The 15,496-nt window shown below is 62.2% G+C and carries 14 protein-coding genes; 9 read left to right on the forward strand and 5 right to left on the reverse strand.

The features are described 5' to 3' along the window. Positions 1–65: 65 nt before the first annotated feature. From ileS to ACQB61_RS14730, 7 genes are all read left to right on the forward strand, one after another. Complete coding sequence (gene ileS / locus ACQB61_RS14700) at positions 66–3,044, forward strand: isoleucine--tRNA ligase (protein WP_430513217.1); 2,979 nt, start codon at positions 66–68, stop codon at positions 3,042–3,044. A 113-nt stretch (positions 3,045–3,157) separates the two neighbouring features. Beyond that, positions 3,158–3,652 (forward strand): signal peptidase II, encoded by a 495-nt coding sequence (lspA, locus tag ACQB61_RS14705; protein WP_430514382.1) that lies wholly within the window; start codon positions 3,158–3,160, stop codon positions 3,650–3,652. Positions 3,653–3,729: 77 nt separating this feature from the next. Beyond that, complete coding sequence (locus ACQB61_RS14710) at positions 3,730–4,464, forward strand: hypothetical protein (protein WP_430513218.1); 735 nt, start codon at positions 3,730–3,732, stop codon at positions 4,462–4,464. 182 nt (positions 4,465–4,646) lie between these two features. Beyond that, the gene (locus ACQB61_RS14715) at positions 4,647–6,059 is read left to right on the forward strand and encodes a M16 family metallopeptidase (protein WP_430513219.1); all 1,413 of its coding nucleotides are present in this window, start codon (positions 4,647–4,649) and stop codon (positions 6,057–6,059) included. A gap of 30 nt (positions 6,060–6,089) precedes the next feature. Continuing rightward, the gene (locus tag ACQB61_RS14720; protein ID WP_430513220.1) at positions 6,090–7,427 is read left to right on the forward strand and encodes a M16 family metallopeptidase; all 1,338 of its coding nucleotides are present in this window, start codon (positions 6,090–6,092) and stop codon (positions 7,425–7,427) included. 157 nt (positions 7,428–7,584) lie between these two features. Continuing rightward, positions 7,585–7,827 (forward strand): type II toxin-antitoxin system Phd/YefM family antitoxin, encoded by a 243-nt coding sequence (locus ACQB61_RS14725; RefSeq protein WP_430513221.1) that lies wholly within the window; start codon positions 7,585–7,587, stop codon positions 7,825–7,827. Next, a complete protein-coding gene (locus tag ACQB61_RS14730) occupies positions 7,820–8,251 on the forward strand; it encodes a hypothetical protein (RefSeq protein ID WP_430513222.1) in 432 nt (143 codons plus the stop codon). Before ACQB61_RS14725 ends, ACQB61_RS14730 begins: the two co-directional genes overlap by 8 nt. 171 nt (positions 8,252–8,422) lie before the next feature. Here ACQB61_RS14730 and ACQB61_RS14735 read toward each other — a convergent pair whose 3' ends face one another. Further along, complete coding sequence (locus ACQB61_RS14735; RefSeq protein WP_430513223.1) at positions 8,423–9,634, reverse strand: PLP-dependent aminotransferase family protein; 1,212 nt, start codon at positions 9,632–9,634, stop codon at positions 8,423–8,425. Positions 9,635–9,863: 229 nt separating this feature from the next. Between ACQB61_RS14735 and moaB the strand changes: the two genes are divergently transcribed. Then, entirely contained in the window at positions 9,864–10,421 is a 558-nt protein-coding gene (gene moaB, locus ACQB61_RS14740) for a molybdenum cofactor biosynthesis protein B (RefSeq protein WP_430513224.1), read from the forward strand. Between the two features lie 7 nt (positions 10,422–10,428). Here moaB and ACQB61_RS14745 read toward each other — a convergent pair whose 3' ends face one another. Beyond that, positions 10,429–11,904 (reverse strand): flavin-containing monooxygenase, encoded by a 1,476-nt coding sequence (locus tag ACQB61_RS14745; protein ID WP_430513225.1) that lies wholly within the window; start codon positions 11,902–11,904, stop codon positions 10,429–10,431. An 85-nt stretch (positions 11,905–11,989) separates the two neighbouring features. Next, a complete protein-coding gene (locus ACQB61_RS14750) occupies positions 11,990–12,490 on the reverse strand; it encodes a cupin domain-containing protein (protein ID WP_430513226.1) in 501 nt (166 codons plus the stop codon). 282 nt (positions 12,491–12,772) lie between these two features. Between ACQB61_RS14750 and ACQB61_RS14755 the strand changes: the two genes are divergently transcribed. Beyond that, complete coding sequence (locus tag ACQB61_RS14755) at positions 12,773–13,795, forward strand: helix-turn-helix domain-containing protein (protein ID WP_430513227.1); 1,023 nt, start codon at positions 12,773–12,775, stop codon at positions 13,793–13,795. Between the two features lie 58 nt (positions 13,796–13,853). Here ACQB61_RS14755 and ACQB61_RS14760 read toward each other — a convergent pair whose 3' ends face one another. Further along, a complete protein-coding gene (locus tag ACQB61_RS14760) occupies positions 13,854–14,624 on the reverse strand; it encodes a DUF4344 domain-containing metallopeptidase (RefSeq protein ID WP_430513228.1) in 771 nt (256 codons plus the stop codon). Between the two features lie 120 nt (positions 14,625–14,744). Then, complete coding sequence (locus ACQB61_RS14765; protein ID WP_430513229.1) at positions 14,745–15,431, reverse strand: glycosyltransferase; 687 nt, start codon at positions 15,429–15,431, stop codon at positions 14,745–14,747. Between the last annotated feature and the right edge of the window lie 65 nt (positions 15,432–15,496).

Below are 15,496 nucleotides of genomic sequence, written 5' to 3' on the forward strand. Positions count from 1 at the left end.
GTCCGCCTCCCTGACAGTTTGCAAGGCGCCCGCCTTGCCTCTCCTGATTTTGCGGATTGCATGCAATGACCGAAACGACTGCCCGTGACTATTCCACGACGCTGAACCTGCCCGAGACCGATTTCCCGATGCGCGCGGGCCTGCCGCAGAAGGAGCCGGAAATCATCGCCCGCTGGAAGGCGATGAACCTGTACAAGCGCCTGCGCACTGCCTCTGCGGGACGCCGCAAGTTCATCCTGCATGATGGCCCTCCCTATGCCAACGGCAACATCCACATCGGCCACGCGCTGAACAAGACGCTGAAGGACATCGTCACCCGCTCCATGCAGATGATGGGCTTCGACAGCAACTATGTTCCGGGCTGGGACTGCCACGGCCTGCCGATCGAATGGAAGATCGAGGAAGAGAACTACCGCTCCAAGGGCAAGCCGAAGCCGGACCTGAAGAACTCTGCCGCGATGATCGCCTTCCGCCAGGAATGCCGCAGCTATGCGGACCACTGGGTCGGCATCCAGCGCGAGGAATTCCGCCGCCTCGGCATCGAGGGCGACTGGGAGAACCCGTATCTGACCATGAATTTCGAAGCCGAAGCGGTGATCGCCGCCGAGCTGATGAAATTCGCCACCTCCGGCCAGCTCTACCGTGGCTCCAAGCCGGTGATGTGGTCCGTGGTGGAAAACACTGCGCTGGCCGAAGCCGAGATCGAGTATCACGACTACCAGTCGGACATGATCTGGGTGAAGTTCCCGGTGATAGAGGCCGGTAGCCTGGATGAAGCTGCCGCCGAAGACCTGCTGGATGCTGCCGTTGTCATCTGGACGACCACGCCCTGGACCATCCCCGGCAACCGCGCCATCTCCTATTCTTCGGCCATCTCCTACGGCCTCTATGAGGTGACGCAGGAAGGCCTTGCGGATGACAACTGGGTGCAGAAGGGCGATAAGCTGATCCTTGCGGACAAGCTGGCCGCCGATGTCTTCAAGAACGCCCGCATCACCGATTTCACCCTTGTCCGGCCGGTCTCTGCCGATGAACTGGCGGCCATGACCTGCGCCCATCCCTACCGGGAACTGGACCTTGGCGGCTATCAGTTCGACGTGCCGCTGCTGGATGGTGATCACGTTACTGATGATGCCGGTACGGGCTTCGTCCACACGGCCCCCGGCCATGGCACAGACGACTTTGAGATCTGGATCGCCAAGCGCTCCGAGCTGGAAGAGCGCGGCATCGAGACGGCCATCCCCTTCACTGTTGCCGATGACGGCTTCTACACCAAGGATGCGCCGGGCTTTGAGGGCCAGCAGGTCATCACCCACAAGGGCGAGAAGGGCACGGCCAACAAGGCCAACATCGAAAAGCTGAAGGAAGCGGGCGCGCTGATCGGCCTTGGCCGCCTCAAGCACCAGTATCCGCATTCCTGGCGCTCGAAGAAGCCGGTGATCTTCCGCAATACGCCGCAGTGGTTCGTCTACATGGACCGCGCGCTGGATGGTCCGGGTGACACCCTGCGCACCCGCGCACTGAAGGCCATCGACGACACACGCTTCGTGCCCGCGTCCGGCCAGAACCGCCTGCGTTCCATGATCGCGGGCCGCCCGGACTGGGTGCTCTCGCGCCAGCGCGCCTGGGGCGTGCCGATCACCGTGTTCATCCACAAGGACACGGCAGAAGTGCTGAAGGACGAAGCCGTCAACGCCCGCATCTTCGAAGCCTTCAAGGCGGAAGGCGCGGATGTGTGGTTCGCGGAAGGTGCCAAGGAGCGGTTCCTGGGTGCCGGCTACAAGGCCGATGAGTGGGTCAAGGTTGACGACATCCTTGATGTCTGGTTCGACAGCGGCTCCACCCATGCGTTCTGGCTGGAAAAGCGCGCCGACCTCAGCCCGAAGCGCAAGGTCAATGGCGGCGAAGACTACGTGCTTTATCTCGAAGGTTCGGACCAGCATCGCGGCTGGTTCCATTCCTCCCTGCTGGAAAGCTGCGGCACCCGTGGCCACGCGCCTTATGACGCGGTGCTGACCCACGGCTTCACCATGGCCGAGGACGGGCGCAAGATGTCCAAGTCCCTGGGCAATCAGGTGTTCCCGCAGGATGTGATCAAGCAGTATGGCGCCGATATCCTGCGCCTGTGGGTGGCCTCCGGCGACTATACCGAAGACCAGCGCATCGGGCCGGAAATCCTCAAGACCTCGGTGGACAGCTACCGCAAGCTGCGCAACACCCTGCGCTGGATGCTGGGCACCCTCGCCCATGCCACCGGCGAGGAAGTCGCGCTCAAGGACATGCCGGAGCTGGAGCGGCTGATGCTGCACCGCCTCGCCGAGCTGGATACGCTCGTGCGCAAGGGCTACGAGGACTTCGACTACAAGAAGGTCTTCCACCACCTCTTCACCTTCATGACGGTGGAACTGTCGGCCTTCTATTTCGACGTTCGCAAGGACACGCTCTACTGCGACCCCACGTCCTCGGTGCGCCGCAAGGCCGCATTGCAGGTGGTGGAGCAGCTGTTCACCTGCCTCGTCACCTGGATGGCGCCGATGCTGCCCTTCACCATGGAGGAAAGCTGGCTGGCCCGTCATCCGGGCGAGGACAACTCTGTGCATCTGCAGCAGTTCCCGGCAGTTCCTGCGGACTGGCGCAATGACCCGCTGGCAGCCAAGTGGGACAAGATCCGCGAAGTCCGCCGTGTGGTCACCGGTGCTCTCGAAATCGAGCGGCGTGAAAAGCGCATCGGCTCGTCACTCGAAGCCCATCCGGTGGTGCATGTCACGGACGCTGAGCTGATGGCGGCCCTTGCCGGCATGGACATGGCTGATATCTGCATCACCAGCCAGCTCACGCTCACGGGCGAAGCGGCTCCCGACGGCGCATTCACGCTTGAAGATGTGAAGGGCGTTGCCGTGGTTCCGGGCCTTGCACAGGGCACGAAATGCGCCCGTTCTTGGAAGATCCTTCCCGAGGTGGGCTCTGACCCGGACTATCCGGACGTGACCCTGCGTGATGCGGCTGCGCTGCGTGAATGGGATGCAGCCCACAAGGGTGCTTGACGGCTGTCCCGGCCTGTATCGGCCACACTTGAAGCAATGAAGGACGAAGCATGAGCAAAGCGGCTCCCCCGTCAGGTTTCACCCGCAGATGGCTGTGGGGGCCGCTCAGTTCCATGGTGGCGGTCATGGCCGCCATCATCTTCGCCGCCGATCAGGCCAGCAAGCTCTGGCTGCTGTTCGTCTATGACCTGCCCCGGCAGGGCAACATCGGCGTGCTGCCGTTCCTGGAGCTTGTCACGGTCTGGAACCGTGGCATCTCCTACGGGTTGCTTCAGCAGGAAACGGATCTGGGCCGCTGGGCTCTGGCTATTTTTACGGTTCTTGCGGCAATCGCGCTGTGGGTCTGGGCGGTGCGCAGCACCAGCAAGTTTGCCGGCATCAGCCTGGCGCTGATCATCGGCGGCGCTCTTGGCAATGGGGTTGACCGTTTCGCCTATGGCGCGGTCTACGACTTTCTCCACATCCACTTCGGCAGCTTCTCGTGGTATGTCTTCAACATTGCGGATGCTGCAATCGTTGCCGGAGTGGCTGCTCTCCTGTATGACGGTTGGCGAGGAAGCCCCAATAAAGCCTCAAAGAGCGGTTCTAAAGGCCGCAAAGCGGGATAATTGGGACAGCGAGTGCGAGCAGGCAGGCCGGAAGCCGCCGTTGCAGCCTTGCGCTCACAGGAAACGGGATAGGTTACGTGCGGTTCAAGTTTTCTCTGGCAAGTTCCCGGACCGTAAGCCTCGGCGGGCTGCGTGGTGTTGTATCTGCTGTCATGCTGGGCGCTCTCGCGGCTGGCTGCGTGACGAACTCCTACGGCGAGCAGGAAGCCGTCGACAAGGTCGCCGTCCGCAAGATCATGGAAGGCATTGGCGCGGTCGACCCGCAGGCCAAGCCGATCGAGTACAAGCCGCGTGCCCCGCTGGCCATGCCTGCAAAGCTCGATCAGCTGCCCCAGCCTGAAGCACCTGTGACCGAGACCGCGGCCAACTGGCCGACAAAGGAAGACAAGTCCCTTCAGGACGTGCGGGCTGTCTATGCGCAGCCCGGCCGCGGCAGCGATGGCGAGCTGCTCACGCCCGAGCAGATGCGGGGTGTCCAGATTTCCGGAGCACAGCGCCAGCAAAAAACCGCTGCGGATGTGCGCGATGGCGAGATCATGGATGGCGCCCGCATGACGCCGGCTGAAATGAAGCAGCAGAGCAAGGGACCGCTGACGCGTGTCGACACGTCGGAACTGTTCGGCGCAGACGGCAAGCCGGTTCGCCGTTATCTCGTCGAGCCGCCGGTTGCCTATTCCACGCCTGCGGGCAATGCACCGCTGGCAATGCCAAACGACCGCCAGCAGATTCAGGACCGCAAGCAGCTCGAAATGGATGGCGGCCGTATCAAGGCGAACTGCACCCCGAGTGCAACGGAGACCTGCGTCTACTGACGCAGACGCCCATGAATTGTCTGCAACGGCGGCCACTGGCCGCCGTTTCTGTTTGGCATCTTCCCACATGACGAAAATTTAAGGCGTCAGGGCCACGCCAGCGCCTATATTGCAGGCGACGCATTCATATTCGCAGGCGCGGCATGGTTCGCGCCCCATTTCAATTCCGGGAGTTCCCCAAGATGACCTTTCCCGCTGTGAAACGGCGCGGCCTTATCTTCGCCACGGCGTTGTCCTGCCTTGTTTCGGGTGCCAGCCTGTCCATGGCCCAGACGGCCGCCGAAACGCCGCCGGTCATTGCTCCAAACCTGTCCAGCTTTACGCTGGAAAACGGTCTTCAGGTGGTGGTGATCCCCGATCACCGGGCCCCCGTGGTCACCCATATGATCTGGTACAAGACCGGTGCCGCCGATGAACCGGCCGGCCAGTCTGGCGTTGCCCACTTCCTTGAGCATTTGATGTTCAAGGGCACCAAAGAGAATCCGGATGGTGTTTTCTCAAAGATCGTCTCCGATATCGGCGGTCAGGAGAATGCCTTCACCAGCAATGACTACACCGCCTATTTCCAGCGCGTGGCCAAGGAACACCTGCCGCGCATGATGGAACTGGAAGCGGACCGGATGGAGAATCTCGTCCTCAGCGACGAGGTGATCAAGCCGGAGCAGCAGGTCGTGCTGGAAGAACGGCGCATGCGTGTCGATGGCGACCCCTCTTCCCGTTTGCAGGAGACGCTCTCAGCCATCACCTATGTGAACCATCCCTATGGCTCGCCCGTGATCGGCTGGCAGAGCGAGATCGAGGCGCTGAACCACGACGCCATCATCTCCTTCTATGACCGCTTCTACACGCCCAACAACGCCGTTCTGGTGGTGGCAGGTGACGTGGAAGAGGCCGAAGTGCGCAAGATGGCGGAAGCCACCTACGGCAAGCTGCCACGCCGCGCAGAGCCCGGCCCGCGCGTCCGCCCCGCAGAGCCGCCCTTGAGCGGAGAGCGCAGCGTGCATCTGGAAGACGAGCGCGTCCGCCAGCCGTCCGTCTCCGAAAGCTGGCTGGTGCCGAGCCAGGCCACCGGCAAGGGCCGTGAACCGGAAGCCCTCGAACTTCTGGCTCAGATTCTCACTGGCGGACCGACCAGCCGCCTCTACAAGGAAGCGGTCCTTGAGAAACAGGTGGCCATCGGTGTCGGCGCCTACTATCTCGAAACCTCGCTCGATACGACTCGCTTCATGGTCTATGGCTCGCCGCGTGGCGAAGGAACGCTGACAGGGCTGCAGGAGATCTTTGAGCGCACGATCAAGGATGTTGCCGAGAACGGCGTGACGGAAGAGGAGCTGGCCCGGGCCAAGCACTCGCTCATGTCTTCAGCCATTTATGCGCAAGACAGCCAGGTCACCCTTGCCCGCCTTTTCGGCGCTGCCCTGACCAGCGGCCAGACCATCGAGGATGTGCAGACATGGCCCGCGCAGATTGAAGCCGTCACTCCGGCTGACATTCAGAAGGTGGCACAGGATTACCTTCTGAAGGATCCGGTGACCGGCTATCTCACCGCCCCCGGCCAATCGCCGGACGGCGCTGTCAGCGACCAGAAGTCCTGAAACCGGCTTGTTTGACAAGGACATATGCGCATGACGCAGTTTTTTGCTCCTGCCCGTTTTGCACGGGCGCATTTCACCCGGGCCGTTGCAGGCATTGGCCTGTTGATGCTCGGCGCCCTGCCTGCGGGCGCAACCACCATCGAAAAGGTGGTCAGCCCCGGCGGCATCGAGGCCTGGCTGGTGCAGGATGAAACCCTGCCGATGATCTCCATGAACTTCGCCTTTGACGGTGGCTCCGCGCAGGACCCCGATGGCAAGGAAGGCCTGACCAATCTTCTGGCCAGTACCATGGACGAAGGCGCCGGGGACCTGGACAGCGAAGCCTTTCAGGGCAAGCTCGAAGAGCTGGCCGTTTCCATCCACTTCAATGCCGGCAAAGACCAGCTGTTCGGCACCTTGCGCACGCTGACGGGCACACGGGACGAAGCCTTCGATCTGCTGCGCCTTGCCATCAACGAGCCACGCTTTGACGAGAAGCCCGTGGAACGCGTGAAATCGCAGATCCTTGCCGGCCTTCGCCAGCGGCAGGAAGACCCGGACGCGATTGCCTCTGAAACCTTCCGCAATGCAGCCTTTGGCGGCCATCCCTATGGCAAGCCGGGGGATGGGACCGTTGAGACCGTGGAGAAGCTTGTCCCAGCCGATCTGAAGACCATGCACGGGGATCTACTCTCCCGCCACAAGCTTGCCATCGGCGTCGTGGGCGCCATCGACGCGAAGACGCTGGCGCCTCTGCTGGACGAGGTTTTCGGCAAACTTCCGGAGAAGAACAAGCTGCCTGAAGTCGCAGATGTGGAGCCGAAGACGGGCGAGCGTATCTCCCGGACGCTGGACGTGCCGCAAACGACGATCCTCATCGGCCTGCCGGGCCTGAAGCGCGACGATCCGGACTATCAGGCCGCCTTTGTCATGAACCACATTCTGGGCGGCGGCACCTTCACATCCTGGCTGTTTGAAGAGGTGCGCGAGAAGCGCGGGCTGTCCTATGGCGTCGGCTCGGATCTGGCTCCGGATGACCATTCTGCCCTGCTTGTTGCTTCTGCCGCGACCCGTGCCGACCGGGCAGACGAAACCGTCAGCATCATTGAGGAGCAGTTCAAGCGCATGGCGGAACAGGGGCCCTCGCAGGAAGAACTGGACAAGGCCAAGAGCTTCCTGACCGGCTCCTACGCCCTTCGCTTCGACACGTCGGGCAAGATCGCAGCCCAGCTGGTTGCACTGAAGCTTGCAGACCTCGGCATCGACTATTTCGACCGCCGCAATGCCGAAATTGAAGCCGTGACCCTCGAGGACGTCCAGCGCGTCGCAAAACGCCTGCTGGACGGCAAGACGCCGCTGATCGTCACTGTTGGTCCGCAGGCAAGCTGACCGTCCTAGGCAGACCGGAAATGACAAGGGGCGGCCATTTGGCTGCCCCTTGGTGTTTTGGGGTTGGCAGAGGTCTTCATGCCCCACCCACCCACCATATTGAAAATGCCCATTTTAGCTAATATAGTGAATTTGATATCCCGCACGGAGACTAAGCATGCGCACATTCAGCGCCACGGAACTGGCCAACAAGACAGGAGATGTGCTTGCAGCGGCAGCGCAGGAGCCTGTTGCTATTCAGCGGCATGGCAAACCGCGTTTCGTGATGCTGTCAGCAGAAGAATATGAGCGCCTGACTTCGCCGCACGATACGCGCCGGGCTGTTCACGTGTCGTCTCTGACGGACAACGAAGCCGGCGAGTTGCTCTCAGCCCTTGCGGACAGCATAAAGGATGACTGACCGCTCGGCACCACCTCTGCCCGAGCCCGGCGACCTCTGGAATTACCCATATTTGTGGGCATGGCAGGCAGAACGGGGCGAGGAAGAAGGGCGCAAAAGACGTCCTTGTGCCGTTGCGCTGGCTGTGCGCAAGCATCAGGGCCAGATGGAAGTGATCCTGCTGCCGGTCACTTCGCAGCAGCCACCAGCAGAACGCTCCCATGTCGAGGTTCCCGAGATTGAGCGCAAGCGCGCCGGTCTGGACGAGATGGTCCGGCTTTGGGTGGTCTGCGATGAATTCAACGCCGACCTGCCCGAGCAGTCCTTCTATTTCGAACCACGCGCCCGGCTTGGTGCCTTCAGCCGCAGCTTCACCAAGATCCTGCAAAGCGCGCTGGCAGAAGCAATCCGGGACCGGCGCGCAATAACCATCAACCGCCGCTAGTACCAACTCCCGATGAACTTGACACATCGAGAGTTGGTTAAGCCTGCGCGGCGCTTGAGCAAATTCAAGGCTTGATGCGTCAGCATCAAAAGCCTTGGCATATCGCCATTCCTGCAAACAAAAAGGCGGCCCGCAGACCGCCCTTTCTTCCATTTCAGCAGTCCTGAGCTCTCAAGCTTCCGAGATTAGCTTGCCAAGGCGGGAGATGCCTTCCTCGATCATGGCTTCGTTGGCGCAGGAGAAGCTGAGGCGCAGGGTGTTGGCACCGGAGCCATCGGCGAAGAAAGCCTTGCCGGGCACGAAGGCGACCTTGACCGTCTCCAGCGAGCGGGCGAGCAGGGCCGCGCCGTCCAGCCCCTCCGGCAGGGTAACCCAGACGAACATGCCGCCATCCGGGCGTGACCAGCTGCACCCCTGCGGCATGTGGCGGCTAAGCGCATCCAGCATGCAGTCTCGGCGGGCCTGATAAGCCTTGCGGATCGTGGCAACCTGCGTGTCGAAATAGCGCTCAGCCACGTCCGCCAGAACCATCTGGTTAATGGTGGAGGTGTTGAGGTCTGCCGCCTGCTTCATCAGCACCAGACGGCTGATGACGGGAGCTGCTGCACAGATCCAGCCCACGCGCAGGCCGGGAGACAACGTCTTGGAGAAGCTGCCGCAATAGATGGTGCGCGATGCGTCGATATGGCCGCAGCGGGCAATGTCGAGGGCTAGCATCGGCGGCACCGGCTCGCCATCATAGCGCAGCGACTGGTAGGCGGCATCCTCGATCACCGGAATGTCCAGCTCACCCGCCAAATCCAGAATGCGCTCGCGTGTCTGCCGGTCCAGCGTTTCGCCCGTCGGGTTGGCGAAGTCAGCGGAGGCATAGGCAAATTTCACCGCACCGCCCCGCTCCTGCGCCGCCTTGACGAAGTCCTCCGCCGGACGGTTGCCAAGCGGGATCAGACGGTCGTAATGCGGTTCATAGGCGTTGAAGGCCTGAAGCGCACCCAGATAGGTCGGCCAGTTGACCAGCGCCGTGTCACCGGGCGAAAGCAGCAGCTTGCCGAGATAGTCCAGCCCCTGCTGGGAACCGGAGGTGATGATGATGTTCTCCACCTGGCAGGTGATGCCGAGGCTGGCCATATAGCCCACCAGCCACTTGCGCAGGGCCAGATTGCCCTCGCTGACCGAATATTGCAGCGCCGTGTTTGCGCCTTCGCTGGTCAGCACACGGGCATAGCTTTCAGCAAATACGTCCTTGGGGAAGAGAGCCGGATCAGGAATGCCGCCTGCGAAGGAAATGATGTCGGGGCGGTCAAGCAGTTTCAAAAGTTCACGGATTTCCGAAGCGCGCATCCGTTTCGAGCGCGTCGCGAACACATGTTCCCAGTCCAGCATGGGGGTCTCTTCCCGGCGTTCTGCGGGCCTTGGAATCCGGCCCGTCTGATGCAGTGACAGAACCACAGGCGTTCAAAAACGTCAATATTGCTTACCTATAAGCAGCAAAAATTCTTCTCATGTCCCGCTGACGCAATTTTGTTGAAGCTGCACATGTCCATAGCCGTCTGGCGCAAATGCCCCGGAGGCCCTATGTCTGCGGCAGAATCAAGATCGCAAGGACCGAGCCATGAGCCGCATCGACGACAGCCGCCCCTTCATCCCCCTGCGCATTGCGGTGCTGACCGTGTCCGACACGCGGGTGCTGGAAGATGACCGCTCGGGCACTATTCTGGTGGAGCGGATCGCAGGTGCGAGCCACACGCTGGCAGACCGGCGCATCGTGCCCGATGATGTGGAGGCCATCCGGGAGACCGTGCGCGGCTGGATCGCGGACAGCAGCATCGACGTGGTGATCACCACCGGCGGCACAGGCTTCACCGGGCGTGACGTGACGCCGGAAGCCCTCGAGCCGCTGTTCGAGAAGCGGATGGAGGGTTTCTCCTATGTCTTCCACCGCATTTCCTATGAGAAAATCGGCACCTCGACCGTGCAATCAAGGGCCACAGCAGGCGTTGCGGGCGCAACCTACATCTTCGTTCTGCCGGGCTCACCGGGCGCCTGCAAAGATGCGTGGGACGGCATTCTCAAGTGGCAGCTCGACTACCGCCACATGCCCTGCAATTTCGTGGAGATCATGCCGCGCCTCGATGAGCACCTGAAGCGCGGCAAGCTGCAACAAGCCTGACGCCGTTTCAACTGTCCAGACTGTAGGCAGGAACGGTGGCGAGATGGCCGCGGTAGGCATCCGCGTCCGGTGGCAGGAAGGTTTCCGCCAACGGATTGGCCCGCCTGCGCTGTGCCGCCCCCATATCGGCCAGCAGATCATCGAGATGGCGGAAGTGATAAGGCGCAGAACACAGCCCGCCATAGCCTTTGGCTGCGGGGCGCACCGTCCTGCGCCATTCCAGATGCCGGTCGATCCAGCCGTTCATCTCACTGGCTGAGGGCTGATGCGCCAGCTTGCCATCGGCGTAGCGCACCAGCCAGCGGGCCACCATGTCGCTGGTCAGCACCGTGGCGAAGGAGGAGTTGAAGCCTGCGAAGCCCAGATCAGGCACATCCGGGTTCACCGCCAGCCGGTAGAGCCTGTACTGCCCGTCCTGCTCCACCAGCTTCTGCCGCACCTCGTCCGGCAGGAAGGGCACGCCCATCTTCCAGCCGACGGCAAGAAGGGCAATATCCGCCGGCAGCCGGTCTCCGGTCGACAGGATCACGGTACCCGGCTCGTATCCGGCAATCGTGCCCTGAATGGCCTTGATCCGCCCATCCTTCAGCATCGAGTAAAAGCCTTCGGTCGCCAGAGACAGGCCGCAGGCGATGCCGTTTTCGATCGGCTGTTTTGGCCGCATACCGAGCTTCTTCAGCCCGAATTGCATGGTCAGCAGGCTTTCCAGTGCCCGCCAGTTGGCCCAGACCAGCGGCTTGGTCAGCGCATGGCGCAGCCTTTCACCCCAGGACATCTCCCAGCCGGGGAACATGCCCTCCGAAGCGCGGCAATAGAGGATGCGCTTGAAGTTGATCAATCCGGCGAAGTGATAGGGTACCCGCCAGACCGGTTCCAGATAGACGATCGTGACCGATGCCGCCCCCTGCTGCACCGCATTGACCGCAACATCCGTCGCCGACTTGGAGAAGCCGAGGATCACCACTTTGCGGCCTTTCACCAGTGCCGGGTCAGTGTATTCGCTGGAATGCAGTATCTGGCCACCACCTGCCCTGAATTCATCCATACCCGGATGGACCAGCTCGTTACGGTCGCTGAAGACGCCGCTGGCAATGGTGACGAAATCATAGCCTGTGCGGCCTTCCGCCGTTTCCACCCACCAGCCGCCACCATCGCGCCGGGACAGACCGGTGACGGTGGTGTTGAACCTGATCAATGGCAGCAGCGCCTTCTCCCTGGCATAGCTTTCCAGATAGGCATGCACCTGCGCCCCGGACGGCCACTCCGGATAAGTCTCCGGCATGGCGGCATCCGTGTAGCGGTAAAGCTCCTTCGGACTCTGGGTGCGGATGCCGGGATAGGAACGGTGCGGCGCCCAGACACCGCCAAGCTCGTGGCTGCGCTCCAGCACAGTCACCACATGCCCCTGTTCGTGAAAGGCATGCGCGGCCGCAAGCCCGCTCACGCCCGCGCCGATGACGCAGACCTGTTTGCGTTTGGTCATGATCGAAATCTCCTGTCCCGCACGGCGGGCCGGACAGCTCCGGCCGCACCGGCAACCTGACTTTGTGTCTTTGGCCGGAAGGCCGTCAGATCTTCAGGGTCAGCGGATCGAAGGTCATTTCATCCGGGCGCAGGAAGTGCACCTCTCTCAGGGCAGAGCGGCGCACCACTTCCGCCGGATCGCCCACATTGTGCAACTGATCGAAAAGCTCGCGCAGGCGCCTTGCAGGCGACACCCAGAAGATGGCACGGGTGGGCTTGTCGGTGAGATTGTAGTAGCCGTGCGGAATGCCCATCGGCATGCGCACCACATCGCCCGCATTGGCAACGTGATGCTCGCCACCCAGATAAAGATCGAGACGGCCTTCCAGCACATAGATGAACTCGTCCTGCGTCGGGTGGATATGCGGCGGCACGAAGGTTCCTGGCGGATCCAGCGTTTCAAAGGAGAAGCAGGCCTCGCCCTCGGACTTCATCCAATAGGTATGGCCGAGAATGCTCCACTCCACGTCGTCAAGGCCGGTTCCGGCGCGGGTGATGCCGGGTTCCGTGTTCACCTGAACCATGTTCGCAATGGCAGTCTTCATGCTGGTTCTCTCCGTCCTGGCCCGTTGCGGGCGCGCTGTTCTCCTCTGGCCGGGTGGCACTTGTGATGGACTTGAGCCCCGTGCCTGTCTCCGGCCTGCCCCTACGAGACGCGCTTCTGCCTCCTCTCGTCTATCCGCTGGGCGAAAGGCTCCATGCGCTGCGCGAAAAACCGCCGTTTCCCGCTTTGCTTCGCCGGCTCTCCGGTGTTAGCATTTGTACTGACTGGTCCAGCAATGAGCGAAAAAGCCGAGGGGACGGGCCAGAAACCGCTGGTGCAAACCATGCAGATGCAAGCGAGCCAGATACCACTTGCCGGCTTCGCCCGGGTGGCGACGCAGGATGTAGATCAGGCGGCGGAGGAGGTCGGGCGGATCTTCTGCTCCCACCGCCTGCGTCCGCGCGATCATGGCCATGACTTCTTCGCCTGCCACAACAGCCGCGCCTTCTCCGGCGGTTCGATCAACTATGTTGCCTATGGCGGCGAGGTAGAGATTGATCCTGGCTGCCTGGAACGGTTTTTTCTGGTGCAGATCCCGCTGAGCAGCGGTGCGGAAGTGCGCATCGGCAGCCAGATGATTACGACGGGAGCCTCACGCGCCGCTTCCGTACTCTCCCCCACCCGGCCAAGTCTGATGCGCTGGAAAGCCAGCTGCGGCCAAGTCATCCTCAAACTTGAGCGGCAGGCCGTTGAGGAAATGTTCGCCGCGCTGACGGGAACTGAAACGCGGGAGATCGTCTTCGATCCGCAGCTTCGGCTCGACAGCGAGCCAGGGCGGACGCTAGGGGCGCAAATCCTTGCGCTTGCCCGGCTGGCTGACCAGATCCCGCGCGAAGATCCGGCCGGAGCAGACGCGCTGAACCGGCTTGGCTGGTCCACCACCCATGCGCTGCTGTGGACCCATGCAGGCACGGCGCGGGACAGACTTTGCGCCGCGCCTGAAGATCTGGCGGGTACCGGGCGCAAGGTCGCCCGGGCACTCGATTACATCGACGCCCATCTGGCAGACCCCATCGACTTCGCTGAGCTGGCCAGCGCCTGCGGCTACAGCCTGCGGGCCTTGCAACTCGCCTTTCAGGCCGAGCGGGGCCAGACGATCTCGCAAGCGCTTCAGGAGAGGCGGCTCAGCATGCTGCGTCAGCACCTGATGGCCGCGCGCGGCCGCAGGGATGGCGCGTCCAACATCACTACGCTGATGCAGGCCTGCGGGTTGCTGCATGCCGGACGTGCGGCCGGCTCGTACCGCGAACTCTTCGGCGAGACACCAGCTGAAACACTGCGGGCGGGGCGGAAGAAACCGGTCTGACACGCACCGGAGGCCCGATCAGGCGGCTGGAACAACAGGAAGGCGCAGGCTGCTTGCCTCACTCCCCGCTGGTGGCTGTTTCCTCTTGTGCCTCATCGGGTGCCTCGTCCCACATCCGGCCCAGGTCTTCAGCATATTCGGTGCAGACAACAATCGCCTTGTCGCCCGGATAGTAGAAGGCGTTGGCCTCGCCGCAGGACTCGATCCGCACATGCACCGTCACTGGCAGGCTGAAAAGCGCGTTGAGATCCTTGACCTCCGAGGCAACCAGCGAGCGGGCCGGCTCACCGCCCTTTCCCGGCACGAGCACCAGCTTGCCTTTGCCCGATGGCTTCTCGATGGCATCAAGCGCCTTGCCCCAGGAGGAAGCCATGAGCTCCCATTCGTCGGGACAGTCTTCCATCCGCTCCTCAGGCAGTTCCAGTTCCCGTGCCACCTCGGCACGTTCGTCCGGATTTGCGCCGTAGAAATGACAGACAAGCATATAGTAGCGCTGAAGATCCGTTCCGTGCTGGCCGTGATAGACAGGCCCATCGCCTTCCCGCTCAGTCTCGTCATGAGCCAGACTATAGGCATAGGCCGTATCATAAACGATGGTGACCGCCGCATCCTCTTCCCACAGCTCATGGATCAGCAATGTGGCCAGAGCGTCGGCAGCATCTTCCTCGCGCCCCAGAACCGGCAGTTCCAGCACATCCACAAGGGCGTGGCCGAACTCGTGGTAAAGTGTTGAAATGATGTTGGACTGGATGAAGCTGTCGCGCGCCTCATCTCCGCGTGCCACAGCCAAGCTGAAAGCAAAAGCGAGCGCAAATGCAATGAGCCTCATTCGAGCGTAAAACTCCGGCGTTGAGCTAATGCCAATTCCCGTCAATCAAATATCCGCATCCCGGCAATGCCCCGGCTGCCTGATAGCACCGGGCACCTGGAGCGCGCAGAGAAATCCAGCTCAGCCGTGCAGCCGCGCCGCCAGTGCAGGCGGAACGCGCAGTGCGGCGACCGCCATGCGGGCCGCGGTGCGGCGAAGTCCTGTCCGCGCCTCCCGGCCCGGCACTCCGGCAATCGCACTGCTGCGCAGAAGACGGATGCGGCTGCGGCCAATGCGGCGCACCAGGTCGAGATCGGCCATGCCTGCAAGATCCCTGTAACCACCCAGTTCCTCATAGAACCTGCGGGAAATCAGCAGCCCCTGATCCGCATTCGGCATTGCCAGCACCTGGCTGCGCATCAACGCGCCAAACTCGGCCAGCCTCGCCCCGAAACCGAAGGCATCCAGCTTCAGCCGGAAAGCGGCAGCGCATCGGTCCGCCTGACCGGAGCGCTCTACCCGCTCGATGAATGTCTGGACATCCTGATGCCAGCCATGCTCCAGCACAGTTGAGGCATTGAGAAACAGCAGCCAGGGTGACTTGCGTGCCAGTTTCGCCCCATGAGCGAAACGTGCTCCCTCACCCTTGGTCAACACCTCAAACTCGCAGCCGGCCGCGTCCGCGACCCTGTGCGTGGCATCGGACGAGCCGCCATCCACCACGAGGACCTCGCGCACGAGGCCGTCCGCCGCGCCCGGCACAAGGGCCGTCAGCGCATGCGCAAGCTGGGCTTCATTGTCATGTGTGGCAAGGACAACACTGATCATGAAACGGGTTGTAGCGCCTTTTCCGGGGTCTGGCGAGAGAGGCCTTGCCCGGCTTGCATTTTCAG

The organism is Pannonibacter phragmitetus, assembly GCF_050510895.1.
GTDB classification, from domain to species: Bacteria; Pseudomonadota; Alphaproteobacteria; order Rhizobiales; family Stappiaceae; genus Pannonibacter; species Pannonibacter phragmitetus_B.

Coding starts and splice junctions, on each gene's coding strand:
- ACQB61_RS14750 (WP_430513226.1), bottom strand. CDS start 12,490: ATGAAGACTGCCATTGCGAACATGGTTCAGGTGAACACGGAACCCGGC.
- ACQB61_RS14725 (WP_430513221.1), top strand. CDS start 7,585: ATGCGCACATTCAGCGCCACGGAACTGGCCAACAAGACAGGAGATGTG.
- ACQB61_RS14760 (WP_430513228.1), bottom strand. CDS start 14,624: ATGAGGCTCATTGCATTTGCGCTCGCTTTTGCTTTCAGCTTGGCTGTG.
- ACQB61_RS14715 (WP_430513219.1), top strand. CDS start 4,647: ATGACCTTTCCCGCTGTGAAACGGCGCGGCCTTATCTTCGCCACGGCG.
- ACQB61_RS14755 (WP_430513227.1), top strand. CDS start 12,773: ATGCAGATGCAAGCGAGCCAGATACCACTTGCCGGCTTCGCCCGGGTG.
- ileS (WP_430513217.1), top strand. CDS start 66: ATGACCGAAACGACTGCCCGTGACTATTCCACGACGCTGAACCTGCCC.
- moaB (WP_430513224.1), top strand. CDS start 9,864: ATGAGCCGCATCGACGACAGCCGCCCCTTCATCCCCCTGCGCATTGCG.
- ACQB61_RS14735 (WP_430513223.1), bottom strand. CDS start 9,634: ATGCTGGACTGGGAACATGTGTTCGCGACGCGCTCGAAACGGATGCGC.
- ACQB61_RS14730 (WP_430513222.1), top strand. CDS start 7,820: ATGACTGACCGCTCGGCACCACCTCTGCCCGAGCCCGGCGACCTCTGG.
- ACQB61_RS14745 (WP_430513225.1), bottom strand. CDS start 11,904: ATGACCAAACGCAAACAGGTCTGCGTCATCGGCGCGGGCGTGAGCGGG.
- ACQB61_RS14765 (WP_430513229.1), bottom strand. CDS start 15,431: ATGATCAGTGTTGTCCTTGCCACACATGACAATGAAGCCCAGCTTGCG.
- lspA (WP_430514382.1), top strand. CDS start 3,158: ATGGTGGCGGTCATGGCCGCCATCATCTTCGCCGCCGATCAGGCCAGC.
- ACQB61_RS14720 (WP_430513220.1), top strand. CDS start 6,090: ATGACGCAGTTTTTTGCTCCTGCCCGTTTTGCACGGGCGCATTTCACC.